Source organism: Streptomyces sp. NPDC001002, from assembly GCF_053599215.1.
Map to the genome: position 1 here is coordinate 1 of NZ_JBSFLV010000051.1, position 16907 is coordinate 16907.

The following is a 16907-nucleotide window of genomic DNA, read 5'->3' on the forward strand; positions in this document are numbered from 1 at the left end:
GGGCCCTTCTGCTTCCACTGCGGTCCTGACGGGATTTGAACCCGCGGCCTCCACCTTGACAGGGTGGCGAGCACTCCAAGCTGCTCCACAGGACCAGGTTTCGCAGTGCGATTCGTGCGTTGCGCTGCGAGAAGAGACTGTACAGGAGCGGTGGGGTGCTGGTCGAACTCACCCACCGTGCAGGGGCGATTACGGGACCGCCGCGTCGATCGCCTTCACGATCCGCTTGTCCGAGACCGGGTACGCCGTGCCCAGCGCGTGGGCGAAATAGCTGACCCGCAGCTCCTCGATCATCCAGCGGATGTCCAGCACGGAGGACGGGATCGGCCGGCCCTGGGGCATCTGCTCCAGCAGCCACGCGTACTCGTCCTGCATCTCGTGGACCTTCTCCATCCGGGACGTGTCCCGCTGGACGCCCGTCGGCATCTGCTGCAGGCGCCGGTCGGCCGCGGTCAGGTAGCGCAGGAGGTCCGGCAGGCGCCGCAGCCCCGTCGCCGTCACGAAGCCGGGCTTCACAAGGGCGTCCAACTGCCCTCGTACGTCCTGGAGGTTGGGCAGCAGGGTCGGGCTGTTCATGCCCTTCAAACGGCGCTCACAGGACTGCCAGGCGGTCAGCACCTGCCGTACCTGCTCCACCGCCCGCACCGTCGTGTCGACGATCTCAGCCCGCACCTTGTCGAACAGCTTCCGGTACGACTCCTCGTCCCACGCCGGACCGCCGAAGTCACCGATCAGCCGGTCCGCCGCCGCCATCGCGCAGTCGTCGAACAGCCCCTGGATCGAACCGTGCGGATTCGACGACAGCGCCAGCTTCTGGACGTTCGTCAGCTTCTCCGACGCGAACTTCGCCGGATTGACCGGGATGTTGCGCAGGATCAGCCGCCGCGTGCCCTTCCACATCGCCGCCGCCTGCTCCGCCTCCGTGTCGAAGAGGCGTACGGAGACCGTGTCGCCGTCGTCCACCAGCGCCGGATACGCCTTCACCGGCTGCCCGGCCCGACGCGTCTCGAACACCCGGCTCAGCGTGCCGATCGTCCAGTCCGTGAGGCCCTTGCGCTCCAGCGACGGGCCGCCCTCGCGCTCGGCGGTGGCAGCGGCGGCCTGCGAGAGCGCCTGCCGCGCCTTCGGCTTCAGCCGCAGCCGCAGCACCTCCAGATCCTTGTCCTCGGCCAGATTCCGCCGCCGCTCGTCCACGATCCGGAACGTGATGCGCAGATGGTCCGGCACCTTCGACCAGTCGAAGTCGTCGGCGGTGAACGGGACTCCGACCATCCGCTTCAACTCGCGCGCCATGGTCACCGTCAGCGGCTCCTGCAAAGGAACCGCCGTGTCCAGGAACCGCTTCGCGAAGTTCGGCGCCGGCACGTAGTTGCGGCGGATCGGCTTGGGGAGGGAACGGATCAACTCCGTCACCACCTCCTCCCGCAGCCCCGGGATCTGCCAGTCGAAGCCCTCGTCCGTGACCTGGTTGAGCACCTGCAACGGCACATGGACCGTCACACCGTCCGCGTCCGCACCCGGCTCGAACTGGTACGTCACCCGGAACTTCAGCTGTCCCTGCCGCCACGAGTCCGGATAGTCGTCCTTCGTGACTGCCTGGGCCGACTCCCGGATGAGCATCTCCCGCTCGAAGTCCAGGAACTCCGGCTGCTCGTGCCGCTTCCGCTTCCACCACGAGTCGAAGTGCGCCCCGGACACGACGTGTTCGGGCACCCGCTCGTCGTAGAAGTCGTACAGCGTCTCGTCGTCGACCACGATGTCCCGGCGCCGCGCCCGATGCTCCAACTCCTCGACCTCGCTGAGGAGTCGGCGGTTGTCGGCGAAGAACTTGTGGTGCGTGCGCCAGTCGCCCTCCACCAGCGCGTTCCGGATGAACAGCTCACGGCTGATCTCCGGATCGATCCGTCCGTAGTTCACCTTCCGCTGCGCCACGATCGGTACGCCGTACAGCGTGACCTTCTCGAACGCCATCACGGCCGCCTGGTCCTTCTCCCAATGCGGTTCGCTGTACGTCCGCTTGAGCAGGTGCTCGGCGAGCGGCTCGACCCACTCCGGCTCGATCTTCGCGTTGACGCGGGCCCACAGCCGCGAAGTCTCCACCAGCTCCGCCGACATGACGAACTTCGGCTGCTTCTTGAACAGCGCCGAACCCGGGAAGATCGCGAACTTGGCGCTGCGCGCGCCCAGATACTCGTTCTTGTTGCCGTCCTTCACGTCCTTCATGCCGACGTGCGAGAGCAGACCGGCCAGCAGCGAGACATGGACGCGCTGCTCGGGCGCGTCCTCCTCGTTCAGCTGGATCCCCATCTGCTTGGCCACCGTGCGCAGTTGGGTGTAGATGTCCTGCCACTCACGGATCCGCAGGAAGTTCAGATACTCCTGCTTGCACATGCGACGGAACGACGACGAGCCGCGCTCCCGCTGCTGCTCGCGGACATACCGCCACAGATTCAGATACGCGAGGAAGTCACTGCTCTCGTCCTTGAACCGGGCGTGCTGCTGATCGGCCTGCGCCTGCTTCTCCGCGGGGCGCTCGCGCGGATCCTGGATGGACAGCGCGGCGGCTATGACCATGACCTCCCGCGCACAGCCGTTCCGATCGGCCTCAAGGACCATCCGGGCCAGACGCGGGTCCACCGGCAGCTGAGCCAGCTTGCGACCCGTCTCCGTGAGCCGCTTGCGCGGATCCTTCTGCTCCGGGTCCAGCGCGTTCAGCTCCTGCAACAGCTGTACGCCGTCACGGATGTTGCGGTGGTCCGGCGGGTCGATGAACGGGAACTTCTCGATCTCGCCGAGCCCGGCCGCGGTCATCTGGAGAATGACGGAGGCGAGGTTCGTACGGAGGATCTCCGCGTCCGTGAACTCCGGCCGCGCGAGGAAGTCCTCCTCGGTGTAGAGCCGGATGCAGATGCCGTCGGAGGTACGTCCGCAACGACCCTTGCGCTGATTGGCACTTGCCTGCGAGATCGCCTCGATCGGCAGCCGCTGCACCTTCGTACGGTGGCTGTAGCGGCTGATGCGGGCGAAGCCCGGGTCGATCACGTACTTGATGCCGGGGACCGTCAGCGAGGTCTCCGCGACGTTCGTAGCCAGAACGATCCTGCGCCCGCTGTGCTGCTGGAACACACGATGCTGCTCGGCATGCGAGAGCCGGGCGTACAACGGAAGCACTTCCGTGAACCGGTACTTCTTCTTCTCAAGGGCATCGGCGGTGTCGCGGATCTCCCGCTCACCGGAGAGGAAGACGAGGATGTCCCCCTTCCCCTCGCCCATCAACTCCTCGACGGCGTCCGTGATCGCGGTGATCTGATCCCGGTCGGAGTCCTCGGAGTCCTCTTCCAGCAGGGGCCGGTACCGCACCTCCACCGGATACGTCCGCCCGCTCACCTCGACGATCGGGGCATCCCCGAAATGCCGGGAGAACCGCTCGGGATCGATGGTCGCGGACGTGATCACGACCTTCAGATCGGGCCGCTGAGGCAGCAACTGCGCCAGATAACCCAGCAGGAAATCAATGTTCAGCGACCGCTCATGGGCCTCGTCGATGATGATCGTGTCGTAGGCGCGCAGCTCACGGTCGGTCTGGATCTCGGCGAGCAGGATGCCGTCCGTCATCAGCTTCACGAAGGTCGAGTCCGGACTCACCTGGTCGGTGAACCGCACCTTCCAGCCGACGGCCTCGCCCAGCGGGGTGTCCAGCTCCTCCGCGACCCGCTCGGCGACCGTACGGGCGGCGATCCGCCGGGGCTGGGTGTGCCCGATCATGCCCCGGACTCCGCGCCCGAGCTCCAGACAGATCTTCGGGATCTGCGTGGTCTTCCCGGACCCCGTCTCACCGGCCACGATCACGACCTGGTGATCACGGATGGCCGCCGCGATCTCGTCCTTCTTCTGGCTGACCGGCAACTGCTCCGGATACGAGACCGCGGGCACCCGCGCCCGTCGCACCCCCATCCGCTCCTCGGCCCGGCCGACCTCGACCTCGATCTCGGCGAGGACGGCGGCCCGGGCCTCGGGCTTACGGATTTTGCGCGCACCTTCGAGCCTGCGCCCGAGCCGATGCGCATCGCGCAGCGACAGCTCGGTCAGGCGGGGGGCGAGGGCGCCGAGGGCGGGGGCAGGGTGCGTAGACATACGGGATCCAGGATCTCATCCCGGAGAAATCCGTGGCGAATGATTTGCCGCGAGCTGCCCCGACCCGTACCGACCCTAGGAAGTGCGCTGCTCAGGAGGCCCAGGCGTGACGGTCGGTGCGGCCGCAGGCGAGGCCGTGGGGGTGGCCGCCACCGGCGCCGGCGGCTTACGCGCCTCCCCGTCCCCCATGGCGAAGGACTGAGCGGTGTTCGAGACGGCCTTGATCCCCAGATACGCCGTGGTCATGCTGCTGACGGCGGTGAACGCGGACGTCAGCACCCCCACCATCACCGCCTTGTCCCCGTCCAGCCGCCACACCCCGAACAGCGCCACCCCGGCGATCGCGAGATTGCTGAACACCACGGCCATCAGCCCGAACCGAGCCCGATCCCGTTCCAGCGCAAGAGCCCCGACGGTCCCGGCCATATCCCGCTTCATCGTCCTCTGCCCCACCCGCATCAGCCGGCGCCCTCGGCCACCGATCAGCCCAGAAGGTAGCGCCGGGCGGGGGTGCTGCCAAGCGGGCCAGAGAGTGCAACGGCCAACCACGTGTCGACCATCGCCTTCACCACGGGCATCACACGCAACCGCGACGTCCGGCCCCTCATCAAAAGACCACCGACGCGTACACCGCCCTCAACGGCAACATCAAGGCCGGAAACCTTGGACCCGCGGGATCCCGGCGACGCGCCAGAGCCACCGGAAGCCCCCTCACCTTCCGGACCGAAGCCGCACAGCCCTACGACGACCGCATGCTGTCCTCCTGGACCAGTACCGCCAAGGCGAATCAGACCTCCTCCACGAGAACGGCAAGTGGTACCTGCTGGCCACCCTCGACCTGCCCGAGGACCCACAGAACCCCGCCCCACAAGGCTTCATCGGAGTCGACCTCGGCATCGCCAACATCGCCACGACGTCCACGGGCAACCGACACAGCGGACGCCGCCGCAAACGCACCCGTGAGAACGACCGCGCGCTACGAACCCGACTCCAGAGGAAGAACACCAGGTCGGCCAGGCGACGAGCCAAACGGCACGCAGGCCGAGAAGCCCGGCGCAACCGCGACATCAACCACAAGATCAGCAAACACATCGTGGCGGAGGCCCAACGCACCGGACGCGGAATCGCCCTCGAAAAACTGAGCGGCATCCGCGAACGGGCACGGCTGAAGAAGCCCCAACGCGTCACGATGAACACCTGGCCCTTCGCCCAGCTCGGCGACTTCATCGCCTACAAGGCCCGCCGGGCCGGAGTCCCCGTGGTCTACGTCAACCCCGCGTACACCAGCCAGGAATGTTCTCGCTGCCACCACATCGACAGACGTAACAGGCCCACCCAGGCCACCTTCACCTGCAGGTCCTGCGGCTTCGTTGAGCACGCAGACCGCAACGCGTCCCACGTCATCGGCCAACGCGCCTGGTGCCAGTGGGTCCGCGGGGCCGAGTCACAGGCCCCTGCCCTCACGTTGATCGTGTAGGGCTGGATGCGCCGCCACCGCCGAAGCCATCGGCGCAGGCGAGCAGCAAGCCGGAGAGCCCAGCTCTCGGGCAGCGGACGCGATCGCTCGTACCTAGGGTTCACGGCGCGCGAAGAGAAGCGCCTGTGAAGTCTCCTCGTTCGGGCCGAGAAGCAGCTGCGCCTCGATCTCGAATCCTGCGTCACGCAGCCAGGCAGCCATCTGGTCAGGCCGTCGGCGGTGCACACGGACCCTCATCGGGTGACCGCCGTAGCCCTCGGTCTTCAACCGTGACTCGTCGCCGACGTGAAACAGGAGCTGCAGCGGACCGCCCGGACGCAGCGCTCGGCGGAAGTGCCCGAGCACGGTCGACACCTGGTCATCGGGGACGTGGATCAGAGACTGCCAGGCGAGCAGGCCGGCGACTGATGCGGCCGGAAGGCTCAGGTCCGTCATCGAGCCCACCTCGAACCGGAGGCCGGGGTGGTCGCGTTGGGCCGCGTCGATCATCCCAGGAGAGAGGTCGATACCGAAGGCGTCGACGCCGAGCCCGTGCAGGTGGGCGGTGACGTGCCCGGGGCCGCAGCCGACATCCGCCACCGGGCCACCGCCCGCGTCCCGAACGGCGTCGGCGAACAACGCCAGAGCCGCGCGAAGGTACCGGTGGCCGGCGATGGCATCGCGCACTTGATCGGCGTAGCTGACCGCGACCGTGTCGTAGGAGGTACGGGTGTCGGCCAGCCAGTCGTCTGTGTACACGACCGGCACGGTAGACCACATGGAATGGTTCGGGTGACATGAAAACAGCCCCTCCGAGAATTTCGGAGGGGCTGTTTGCCCTGTTGAGGGCGACTGTGGCTGGGGCCGGGATCGAACCGGCGACCTGCCGCTTTTCAGGCGGCCGCTCGTACCAACTGAGCTACCCAGCCACGAGGTTCCCGGAAAAGGAACCTCAGCGGTCCTGACGGGATTTGAACCCGCGGCCTCCACCTTGACAGGGTGGCGAGCACTCCAAACTGCTCCACAGGACCATGCTGTTGCGTACGACAGTCTCGCACACGGTGTTGCGTGTTCCCAACGGGATTGAATTCTCGTGGGGAGGGACGCTGCGACCTTCGATTCGCACTGGCCGGCGGCCGATGTCGCTGGAAAAGCGTATCAGACCACGGGGTGTGCCCCGGCCCGTGAGGAAAGGGGGCCGGGGGTCTTGGACGTGGTTGTTCGGGGTCAGGTGATGGTCACGTCGTCCACGTAGCCGCGGTAGCCGCCGGTGGCGCCCGGGTGGTCGTAGCCGATGAGGATTTTCTTGATCGAGCGGTCCTTCTTGATCGTGCCCAGGTTCACGGTGACGTGGTTCCACTTGTCGAGGGTGAGGTGGCCGCAGTGGTCGCGCGGATGGAGGCCGGCGGCCGCGTCCCGCAGGTTGCTGCCGTCGGTGAAGATCAGGTCCACGGCGACGCAGGTGCTGTCGTCGGAGCCGGCGGGCACCCAGGGCGTGGTGGCGTTGGACTGGGGGAAGATCCAGTAGCTGAGGGTTGTGTCGGCCTGGACCGCGAGCGGTGCGCCGTTGAAGCCGTAGACCTGCATGTACGCGTGGTCGTACGGGCCTCCGTTGGCGTAGCCCGAGTACATCAGTGAGGCGTTGCCCGTGTGGGCCTGTTCGTCGGTGCGTACGGCTGCCTGGGGGCCGGTGAGGCCGCAGCACAGGCCTGTGATGCCGTAGTTGCCGTCGCCGTTGGTGTCGACGTTGTCGACGGTGTCCGTCCAGGTCGGCTGGGGCTGGTCGGTCTCGAAGCCTGTGGTGAGGGAAGTGGTCGTCGCGTCGGCGGCCGGCTGGGAGAGTTCGTGGCGGATGGTGGACAGGGTGGTGCCGGCGGGGGCGAAGTCGATCGTTTCGCCGACCGACGTGCGCAGCTTGATCCTGGTGCCCGAGACGGTTCCCTTGTGGACGCCGTTCGCGTAGTACTCCACGCGCTTGCCGGGCCAAGGGTTGGTGAGGGTGAGGTCGCTGCCGGATCGGCTGGTGGTGCGTACGTATTCGACGGTGTCGTTCTTGATGCTGCTGGAGATCTCGAAGTTGCCGTAGGCGAGCAGGCCGCCGAATTTCGCGTTGGAGTCGGTGGGCCAGTTCGGGAAGACCTTGATGTCCTTCTGGAAGGACTGGAGGAGCATTTCGTTGAGGCCGGAGGTGGTGACGTTGAGGTTCTCGACGCCGCCGCCGTAGTGGTGCACCGCCATGTTCGGGTAGGAGTGGGTGGTGGCTTCGGAGTGCAGCTCTTCCATCAGGGTGCTGGGGTTGTAGCCGACGATCGCCGCGGCCGCGTAGAGGGTGGCGGGGGCGTTGTCGCTGTGCCAGTTGTTGAGCTGCTCGACGGTGTTGCGGGCGGTCTGGAGGAGGTCGGCGGAGTCGTTCAGGCCGACCTGGAGGCCGGGGTAGACGGCCTGGATGGCGATGTCGTTGCCGTCGGTGACCCAGCCGGACCCCTCGGAGGTCTGGCGGAACACGGTCTGGCCGTTTCTCGTCATCGTGGGCAGCGGCGCGAGGTGGCTGTCGATGTGCTGCCAGGTGGGGATGAGCGAGGCGTTGATGTGCAGGTCCTTGCTCATGTCGATCAGGCCCTGGAAGAGCAGGTGCACCAGGCCGAGGGACAGGATGCTGTTGGTCTGCGGATACGGGTTGCCCTCCTGCGGCGCGTCGTTCTCGATGTTGTACGTGCCCGTCGCCGCGTCCCAGGTCAGGTAGTTCTCCCAGAAGAGGCCGACCTGGCGGAGGTAGGGCAGGACCTTGCGGGCGTAAGAGGCGCTGCGGGTGTACTCGTACTTCATGACCATGTCGCTGGCGAAGTTCACGGCGTTGGACTTCTGGTTGTAGAGGTCGTCGGCGGCGCTGGTGCCGTTGGGTGAGATGCCCACGGGATAGAGGACGCCCTTGTAGCCGGCCGCTGCGGCCTTCGCCTTGCCTCTTGGCATCCAGTCCAGGATCGGGTCGTCGTAATTGCCCATCTGGGCCACGTGGTTGGTGGAGAGGGTGGGGTAGAACGCCGCTTCGTAGTTGTAGTTGCCGTGGTAGTCGCCGTACCAGTTCATCGGTCCGGTGATCCAGTTGCCCCACAGGCCGGGGGCGTACTTCCCGTCACGCGAGACCGAGCCGAGGAGGTACAGCGATCCGTACCAGCTCTTCTCCACGGCCTGGTCGGGGATCTGCACGAACGACCGGGACCAGTACGCCCGCCACCACGACTCGTGGGCCGCGTACAGCTTGGCCAGGGAGCCGTCCGTGACCGCGGCCGCCGCCGCGTGGGCGACGGACTCGTAGCGGGGGGTGTCGTGGCTGCTCTGGACGGCGGTCGCGAGGGTGTACGTCACGCCGGGCTTGAGGGTGAGGCTGATGCGGTTGCCCGAGGGTCTCGCGGTGGTGCCGCGCACGCTGGTCGCCATACGGGCATGGGGGTTGCCCGGCGCGTCGGTGGTGCCGGCCTGGACGTCCGCGTCAAGTACGCCGTTCTTGCTGGACGTTGGCGGGGTCTTGCCGAGACCGTCCTGCACGGTGACGGTCGCGTTCTGGGTGCGCGAGCCGGACAGGCGCAGGGTGGTGACGAGGAGGTTGTCGGTGGCCGAGACCCAACTCCTGGACGACAGCGTCTGGTCGGCGAGGGTGTAGGTGCCCTCGACCTGTGCCTGGGCGATGTTCTGTACGACGTGGTGGGTGGCGCCGGCCAGGCCCGGGACGGCGAGCACGATACGGCCCAGCGGTTCGATGCCGTTGGTGGCGGTGGAGAAGAAGTCGTTCTTGCCGAGGTAGAAGGTCTGGTCGTCGATGGAGCCGCCGACGGCGACGCCGACATCGCCGTTGCCCATCAGCGGGGCGTCGACGGTCTCGCCGTTGGACAGGACGGTGGGCGGGGAGTCCCACTCGCCCTTGAACTGCGCGACGGTGCGCAGGGCTTGGGCGGGGGTGGGGTCGCCTATGGTCTGGGCGGATGGTGGCGGCGATGTCGGTGGGGACGCCGCGGCGGGCGTGCCGCCTTGGAGGGTTGTCAGGCCGAGGGCCACCAGGGCCGAGGCCAGCAGGGTGCTGAGGTGACGCCGGTGACGAAGTGAGGATGCCACTGCGCTGTGACCTTTCTGCTCATCATTCATCCGGGGTGCGGCTCTTCTTGAGATGGGTGAGCGTCCCGATGCCCTCGACGGACAAGGTGGCCGGGAGTTCGGGCAGTGCGGCGAGTACGGCCGCGTCCGTCCCGCCGGTCGCGAACGTCGGGTTGATGTCGAACAGGGCCGACAGCACCGCCTCGGCTCCGGCCGCGCCCGCGATGTTGTCGCGGGTGGCGGTGCCGCGTTCGGCCACGCGGGCCCGGGGCCGCCCGTCCGGACCGGTGACGATCTCCATGGCCTGGCCCCACAGTCCGCCCGAGGCGGCGGCGGACAGATCGCGGAGGAGAGCGGTCGCGCGGTCGCGGTAACCGAGGCGGGCGAGGCCGTGGGCGGTGACGCCGGGCCAGGCGGCGAAGGCGCCGGCCGCGCCGTGGTCGGGACGGTCGGAGGCGGCGGCGATCGGGTCGTCGGGACTGAGCGCCCGCATCCAACTCCCCACCAGGAGGCGGTCGGTGACGAACTCGGCCATCTCGTGCCGGGTCCTGTCGGGGAGTTCGCGGTGCAGGGCCGCTGCGACCAGGCCGAAGTCCAGGCAGTGGCCGATCGTGTCGGTGCCGTCCGGGCGGAGTATGCGCCAGCGGCCCGATCCGGCGTACAAGTCGAGGAGCGCGGCTACGAGTTGACCGGCCTCGGCCTCGGTCCGCTCGGCCTCCTCCTCGCGGCCGAGGCGTCGGTACAGCCCGGCCAGTGAGCGCGTCGAGGAGACGTAGGCGCCGTTGAAGGAGGCGACGACGCCGGTATAGGTGGGCACGCACTCCAGCAACTGCCATGGATCGGGGCCGAAGTCGGCGAGTGTGCCGCCGGTGGCCGGGGTGCGGCGGTCGCGCCAGCCCAGGCCGAGTCGCTCCAGGTGGGCTAGGACCGTCATCCCGCCGGTCATCCCACCGGTCATCCCGTCGGTCGTGCCGTCGGTCGTGCCATCGGTCGTCTCGCCTCTCGCCGAGCCCGTCGCCTCGCCGCTCGTCCCACCGCTCGTCCCACCGCTCGTCCCGCCGCCCGTCCCGCCGGGCGTCTCGTCGAGGAACGCGAAGTCGCCCGTGACACAGACGTAGTGCTCGATAAGGCGGAACAGGGCGTAGTCGGTGGAGCTGTAGGCGTTGCCCAGGGGCCCGCCGCTGAGGTTCTCGACGCCGAAGGAGTCGCGGTAGGGGCCGGCCAGCACGCGGAGCAGCCAGGAGCGCAGGCCGGCCGGTTCAAGGAGGGCGTACAGGCGGCTCCACTCGCAGTGGTCCCAGAAGTAGGTGGTGGTCGGGCCGAGGCGGGGGCCGCCGGTGAGGAAGACCGGTTCGTCGGGGCGGATGCGGGTGGTGCGCATGTACAGCGCCTGGAGGGCGCCCATGTAGTAGGTGCGTGCCAGTCCGGCATCGTCCGTGGTGAAGGTCGGCAGGTGGCCGGAGAAGTCGGGGTTGCCCGGCGTGAACATGCTCGCCCACAGCCGCCGCCAGCCGTCCTCCCCGGCCCGCGTCGTCGCCTCGAAGTCCTCGGCGGCGGCGCGGGCTTGGGCCGAGAGGGCGTAGATGTCGGCGCCGGTGTTGGCGTTGGCGTCCGTGTCCTTGTCGGTTCCGTACGCGCAGGCGATCCCGATGGTCACGCTCCGGCCGGGTTCGATCCGGCAGGTCCACGTCGCCCGGGCGCCGGCGCCCTCGGACCGCAGCTCGCCGGGTGGCCCGGCGAAGGCGTACACGGCGAGGGCCGGTGACCGGGAGTCCGCGAAGGCGACGGTGCCGTCCTCGATGTGGGACATCCAGCGGCGCGACTCGGTCCAGTGCCGGGTGCGGGCGATCTCGGAGCCCGCGAGACGGAGTACGACGTGGTCGGCTTCGACGTCCACGCGGATGCGCCGCCAGTCCCCGACCGGGAGTTGGGCGTCGGCGGACTCCCGCTCTCCCGTGATGCCGATCCACAATCGGCCGTCCTCGACGCCGATCTGCAGCGAGTCGGGGTGGTTGCCGTGGGTGAGGACCGTACCGGACTGGCCTTCCGTGTCGAGCCGTAGCTCGAAGTCGATGGTCAGGCCGGGGGAGAGGACGAAGGTGTCGAGACCGGTCTCGCCGTCTGGAGTCAGCGCGATGGGCTCGGCGGACCACAGGATCAACTCGCCGTCGACTCCCTGCACTTGAAGTCCGCGCACCGCCCCAGCCACCCCCGCCCGCGCCTCCGGCTCCTTGTCGTGGCTGACATGGGCAGGGAGTGCGTCGTCCAGGAGCATCGGGCCCTGGTCCTCGTCGCGCTGGATGCCGGGGATGCGGGGTTTGCCGAGGCGGAGGCGCCGGGGTGCCGGGGAGAGCAGGTAGTGCGGGTCGGCCCCGCCCGTTGTCGCCCGGATGCGCTCAAGTGCCATGAAATCGTGGTGCATTCCGTGGTTCCACGGGCCGTCGTACAGCCAGCCGTAGCCGACCTCGGAGTGGGCGACCATGGCGAAGAGGTCCTGGGCCAGCTCGACCGTCCGTACCTCGGCGCTGTCGTTGGTGACCTCGATCCGCCACAGGAGCAGGTCCCGGTTCAATGCCATCCGGGTGTCCGTCGTCAGCAACAGGCCGTCCTCGCGGCGGTGTTCGCGCACCACGCCCCACGGCTTCCACAAGTACCGCTGTGCTGCCGGGACTTGGCCGTCCACCCGCAGCTCGCCGGTGTGGTAGCCGAAGGTGAAGGGTGGGGCCGCCAGCCAGGAGAGGGACGTCAGGTCGTGGTTGACGTGGGCCTGGCCCTGCTGGTTGCGCAGGGAGGGCAGGTGGGCGATCTCGTCGGCGTCGACCCAGTGGCCGGCGACGTCGTCCAGGTCCGGGACGCCCGTCCTGCCGATCGCCACGCCATGAGCCGCTGCTTCCATGGTCACTTGGTCGCTCCCGAGGTCAGTCCGGCGATGAACTGCTTCTGCAGCGCGAGGTATCCGGCGACCGGGATGACCGCCGCCAGGAGCATCACGCCGAACAACTGGGCGTAGTCCGTGGAGAACTGGCCGACCGACAGATACAGCCCCGTCGTGATCGTCTGGCCGTGCAGCGGGCCGAGGATGAACTGCGGATTCATGAAGTCGTTCCAGATCCACAGCGACAGGAAGATCGTCACGGTCGCGGTGGCCGGCCGCAGCAGCGGCATGACGATCGTCCACCAGACCCGCAGGCGTCCGGCGCCGTCCACGGTCGCGGCCTCGATGATCTCGCCGGGGATCGACCGCAGGAACCCGGAGTAGACGAACACCGCGAACGACAGATAGCCGCCGCCGACGTTGGCCAGGACCAGGCCCGGATAGGTGTGGTCGAGGTGCAGGAAGGTCAGGATGCGGATGGTGGGCAGCAGGATCACCGCGGGCGGGATCATCAGGCCCGCGGCGAAGGCGGCCAGGACGATCCGGCGCAGCCGCGCCGAGCGGCCGGACAGCCAGAAGCTGAGGGCCGCGCCCAGCGGGATGATCAGCAGCACCGAAGCGACCACGGTGACCGCGGAGTTGGTCAGCCCGATCTGGACGATCCGGTCGGACCGGGAGAGGGCGTCCGTGAGGTTGTGCGTGGTCGGTGGGGCGGGGGGAGCCGCCGGATCGCGGACGATCTGGTCCTGCGTCTTGAAGGCGTTGACGATCGTGAGATAGACGGGGCTGACGAAGGCCAGCGTCAGGAGGGCGGCCACCACGAGGTGTCCCCGCGTGGCCCAGGGACGGCGGCTCTCGCGCGGCACAGGTACGACCGGCGGGGATGCGGTTCGCCCCCGTGCCACGGGCCGTTGCGAAGTCGACGTACTCACAGGTCCACCTCCCGGCGGCGCAGCAGCGCGGTCACGGACAGCGCGATGGCGATCGAGACGACGAGGAGGAGCATCGCGACGGCCGACGCGTAGCCGTAGCGGTCGTCCGTGAAGGCGAGCTGGATGATGTAAAGGGCCGTGGACTGGGTGGAGTTGGCCGGGCCGCCCGAGGTGAGGACCGCGATGATGTCGTAGAGCTTGAGCATCGTGATCAGCGAGATGGTGACGCTGATGGTGGTGCCCGGGGCCACCATCGGGAACGTGATCCGGCGGAACCGCTGCCAGCGGCCGGCGCCGTCGACCATCGCGGCCTGGTACAGCTCAACGGGGATCGACTGGAGCGCGGCGAGGTGGACGACGGTGGTGAAGCCGGTCAGGACCCAGGCCGCGACGATCCCCACGGACAGGACGGCCAGGTGCGGACTGCCCAGCCAGGTGACCGGCTTGTCGATGATCCCTAGTGAGGCCAGGACGTTGTTGAGGATGCCGTCCTGGGCCAGGATGTAGCGCCAGACGAAGCCGACGATGACTCCGGAGAGCACCTGCGGCAGGAACGCGACCGTGCGCATCATCCGGAAGCTCAGTGAGGTCCTGTTGAGCAGCATCGCGAACCCGATGCCGGCGGCGTTGGCGACGATCGTCACCGCGCCGGCCAGCAGGAGCGTGAAGCCGAGGCTGTCGGCCAGCGCGCTGTCGTGCGCCATCTCCCGGTAGTTGGAGAGGCCCACGAAGTCGGCGCGCGCCAGCAGCGGGTTCTCGTTGGTGAGGCTCTTCCAGGCGCTCATGATCACGGGTACGACGATGAAGAGGGCGTAGAGGCCGAGCGCGACGACCGCGATCGTGCCCAGGGCGTGGTCGCCTCGGCGTCGGCGGCGGACTCGGCCGGTCATGGTTGAGGTGGTCATGGCCGTGTCCTTACTTGGTCGCCGAGTCCCAGGCCGCGTCCAGCTCGGCCAGCTGTCCGTCGACGTCGTCGGAGGAGAACAGCGCCTGACTGGCCGCGTAGAAGGCGTTGTTGAGCCCTGAGGGCATGGAGTCGTCGTTGGTCGCCCAGCCGAAGGACGAGACCTTCGTGTTCTGGTCGGTGACGTAGGAGTAGGAGTCCTTGAAGACCTTGGTGACGTTCACGCCGTAGTCGTCGAGGGTCTTGCCCTTGAGCATCGGGAAGGCGCCGTCGCCCTCGATCAGGGCCTTGTAGTTGGCCGGGTCGAGGGACCAGGCCTGCGCGAACGCGGTCGCTTTCGCGGGGTCCTTCGTCTTCGCGCTGATGGCCATGGAGCCGCCGACCGAGAACGGCACCACGAGCGAGCCGTCCTCGGTCGGGGTGAGGAAGGCGCCGAAGTCGTCGGCGTGGTCCTTGGGCACCGAGCCGAGGAACCAGCTGCCCATCATGTACATCGCGGCCTTGCCGGACGTGAAGTTGGTGATGGAGTCGGCGTACTTGACGCCCAGGGCGCCGTCCTCGAAGTATCCCTTCTTGACCATCGTCCGGTACTTGCCCACCGCCGCCTTGACGTCGGGGTCGGTGAACTTGACCTTGCCTTCGTAGCGTTCCTTCAGCCAGTTCGGGTTCTTGCCCAGGACGTCGGCGGAGAGGATGCCGACCAGAGGCATCGACGCCGAGAACGGATCGCCGCCGCCCAGCTCGACCGGCGTGATGCCGGCGGCCTTGAGCTTGGCGCACACGGCCATGAACTCCGCCCAGGTCCTGGGAGGTTGGGCGATGTGCGCCTTGGCGAACAGCTTCTTGTTGTAGAAGACCTCGGGGATGATCTGCGAGTTGGTCGGCGGGATGTAGACCTTGCCCTTGTAGGCATTGCCCTCGGGCAGCAGGAAGTTGGCGTCCACCCACTTCTGGTCGTACGGCTTCAGCAGCCCGGCCGTCGCGAACGTCGACGGGGTGATCGACTGGAGCAGATCCGGGAACTGCCCGGAGGCCTGCAACTGCTTGGCGTACGCGTCCCGGTCCGTGCTCGGCGCGACGATCTTCTTCACCGTGATGCCCGGGACCTTCTTCTCGGCGCCCGCGATCGAGGTGTTCCAGAACGACGCGGTCAGGCTCGGGGTCTCGAAGGTGAGGTAGGTCAGGGTGCTGCCACCCTGCGAGCCCCCGGTCGACGCGGCGGAGCAACCGGTGAGGGCGAGCGCCGCGGCGAGGCAGACGACAGTCGGACGTTTGCGCCTCATGGAAGTCTCCTGACGGGACGATGCGGCCCGAGGGACGGGGCTGACCGGAGAGGATCGACGCCACGGCATCCTTCGAGATAACGTTATCGCGAGAATAGAAGCGCGTTGCGGGAATGTGTCAAGGGCCGGTCTGATATCGGTCCGATGTTTCGAGGGATTCGGGATCCACGGATCCGAGGAGGAGCTGCCGGATGACGCAAGCACGGCGTGAGAGCGGGGGACGGCCCAGGCGCCCGACGATGGTCGACGTCGCCCGCGCGGCCGGGGTGGCCCTGCGCACCGTCTCGCGGGTGGTCAACAACGACCCCACGGTGGGGCCGGAGTACGTCACCAAGGTCGAGGCCGCGATCGCCGCGCTGAACTACCGCCCGGACGACCGCGCCCGCCAGCTGCGCACCGGCGTCACCGGCACGATCGGCGCAGCCGTCCGCAGGATCGCCGAGGTCAACCCCGAACTGGCCGCCATCGAGCGGACGGCCCGAGACGCCGGTCTGACCCTCTTCGCCGCCTCCACGGACTTCGACGAGACCAGGGAGCACGACCTCCTGATCTCCATGTGCCGGCAGCGCCTCGACGGCATCATCGTCGAGCCGTTCGCCGAGAACCACGCATACCTGCAGCCGGAGTTGGACGCGGGTGTGCCCCTGGTGGCCATGGACCGCCCGATGAGCGGGGTCTCCGTGGACTGCGTGATGTCCGACAACGCCTCCGGTATCGGCATGGCCTTCCACCACCTCCACCAGCACGGCCACCGCCGGATCGCCTACATCGGCGACAGCGAACGCGTCTTCTCCGGCCGGGAGCGCGCGGCCGCCTTCCGCGCGGCCCTGGGTGCCCACGGCGAGGCGGTCGAGGGCCTGGTCCACCCCGGCGAGATCACTCCCGAACGCGTGGCCGCCGCCCTCGACACGGCACTGCACGGCCCGGACCCGGCGACCGCCCTGGTCACCGGCAACATGGACACCACCCTCGCGGTCCTACGGCACCTCGGCCCCAAGGAGGCCTCCCGGCTGGCCCTCGTCGGCTTCGACGAGGTCCCCCTGGCCGACCTCCTGCAACCCGCCCTCACCGTCGTCGCCCAGCGGACCGCCGAGATCGGCCGGACCGCCGTGGAACTCCTCCGCGCGCGCATCGCCGACCCCGGCCGCCCGGTGCAGTCGGTGATCGTCCCGGTCTCCCTGGTGGTCCGCGGGTCGGGGGAGGTGCGCGCCTGACGGGCGGGGCGCGGGGGCAT

General features: G+C 68.3%; 10 protein-coding genes and 3 tRNA genes. 2 read left to right on the plus strand and 11 right to left on the minus strand.

Annotation, left to right across the window (positions count from 1 at the left end; translation table 11 throughout):
• Positions 1–20 precede the first annotated feature (20 nt).
• The 3 genes from ACWDR3_RS23380 to ACWDR3_RS23390 form a co-directional block, all read right to left on the minus strand.
• Positions 21–95, minus strand: a tRNA-Asp gene (locus tag ACWDR3_RS23380).
• 94 nt (positions 96–189) lie between these two features.
• A complete protein-coding gene (gene hrpA, locus ACWDR3_RS23385; RefSeq protein ID WP_450354474.1) occupies positions 190–4134 on the minus strand; it encodes an ATP-dependent RNA helicase HrpA in 3945 nt (1314 codons plus the stop codon).
• A gap of 75 nt (positions 4135–4209) precedes the next feature.
• Positions 4210–4560: a hypothetical protein gene (locus ACWDR3_RS23390; protein WP_450354475.1), complete on the minus strand. Its 351-nt coding sequence runs from the start codon at positions 4558–4560 to the stop codon at positions 4210–4212.
• Positions 4561–4666: 106 nt separating this feature from the next.
• Between ACWDR3_RS23390 and ACWDR3_RS23395 the strand changes: the two genes are divergently transcribed.
• Complete coding sequence (locus tag ACWDR3_RS23395) at positions 4667–5611, plus strand: RNA-guided endonuclease InsQ/TnpB family protein (protein ID WP_450354476.1); 945 nt, start codon at positions 4667–4669, stop codon at positions 5609–5611.
• Between the two features lie 93 nt (positions 5612–5704).
• Here ACWDR3_RS23395 and ACWDR3_RS23400 read toward each other — a convergent pair whose 3' ends face one another.
• The 8 genes from ACWDR3_RS23400 to ACWDR3_RS23435 form a co-directional block, all read right to left on the minus strand.
• Positions 5705–6349, minus strand: coding sequence for a class I SAM-dependent methyltransferase (locus ACWDR3_RS23400; protein WP_450354477.1), 645 nt, complete (start codon positions 6347–6349; stop codon positions 5705–5707).
• Between the two features lie 96 nt (positions 6350–6445).
• A tRNA-Phe gene (locus ACWDR3_RS23405) sits at positions 6446–6519 on the minus strand.
• A 27-nt stretch (positions 6520–6546) separates the two neighbouring features.
• Positions 6547–6621: transfer RNA gene (locus ACWDR3_RS23410), tRNA-Asp, on the minus strand.
• 196 nt (positions 6622–6817) lie between these two features.
• Positions 6818–9700 carry a glycosyl hydrolase family 95 catalytic domain-containing protein gene (locus ACWDR3_RS23415; RefSeq protein WP_450354478.1) on the minus strand — a complete coding sequence of 961 codons (2883 nt, stop codon included), beginning with the start codon at positions 9698–9700 and terminating at the stop codon, positions 6818–6820.
• 22 nt (positions 9701–9722) lie between these two features.
• Positions 9723–12575: a hypothetical protein gene (locus ACWDR3_RS23420; protein WP_450354515.1), complete on the minus strand. Its 2853-nt coding sequence runs from the start codon at positions 12573–12575 to the stop codon at positions 9723–9725.
• 2 nt (positions 12576–12577) lie between these two features.
• Positions 12578–13375 carry a carbohydrate ABC transporter permease gene (locus tag ACWDR3_RS23425; RefSeq protein ID WP_450354479.1) on the minus strand — a complete coding sequence of 266 codons (798 nt, stop codon included), beginning with the start codon at positions 13373–13375 and terminating at the stop codon, positions 12578–12580.
• A gap of 107 nt (positions 13376–13482) precedes the next feature.
• On the minus strand, positions 13483–14391 hold the full coding sequence (locus ACWDR3_RS23430) for a carbohydrate ABC transporter permease (protein WP_450354480.1): 909 nt from the start codon (positions 14389–14391) through the stop codon (positions 13483–13485).
• A 10-nt stretch (positions 14392–14401) separates the two neighbouring features.
• Positions 14402–15673: an ABC transporter substrate-binding protein gene (locus ACWDR3_RS23435; protein ID WP_450354481.1), complete on the minus strand. Its 1272-nt coding sequence runs from the start codon at positions 15671–15673 to the stop codon at positions 14402–14404.
• Positions 15674–15864: 191 nt separating this feature from the next.
• Between ACWDR3_RS23435 and ACWDR3_RS23440 the strand changes: the two genes are divergently transcribed.
• Positions 15865–16887 (plus strand): LacI family DNA-binding transcriptional regulator, encoded by a 1023-nt coding sequence (locus ACWDR3_RS23440; protein ID WP_450354482.1) that lies wholly within the window; start codon positions 15865–15867, stop codon positions 16885–16887.
• Positions 16888–16907: the final 20 nt, after the last annotated feature.

Coding starts and splice junctions, on each gene's coding strand:
- ACWDR3_RS23420 (WP_450354515.1), bottom strand. CDS start 12,575: ATGGAAGCAGCGGCTCATGGCGTGGCGATCGGCAGGACGGGCGTCCCG.
- hrpA (WP_450354474.1), bottom strand. CDS start 4,134: ATGTCTACGCACCCTGCCCCCGCCCTCGGCGCCCTCGCCCCCCGCCTG.
- ACWDR3_RS23440 (WP_450354482.1), top strand. CDS start 15,865: ATGACGCAAGCACGGCGTGAGAGCGGGGGACGGCCCAGGCGCCCGACG.
- ACWDR3_RS23435 (WP_450354481.1), bottom strand. CDS start 15,673: ATGAGGCGCAAACGTCCGACTGTCGTCTGCCTCGCCGCGGCGCTCGCC.
- ACWDR3_RS23430 (WP_450354480.1), bottom strand. CDS start 14,391: ATGACCACCTCAACCATGACCGGCCGAGTCCGCCGCCGACGCCGAGGC.
- ACWDR3_RS23390 (WP_450354475.1), bottom strand. CDS start 4,560: ATGGCCGGGACCGTCGGGGCTCTTGCGCTGGAACGGGATCGGGCTCGG.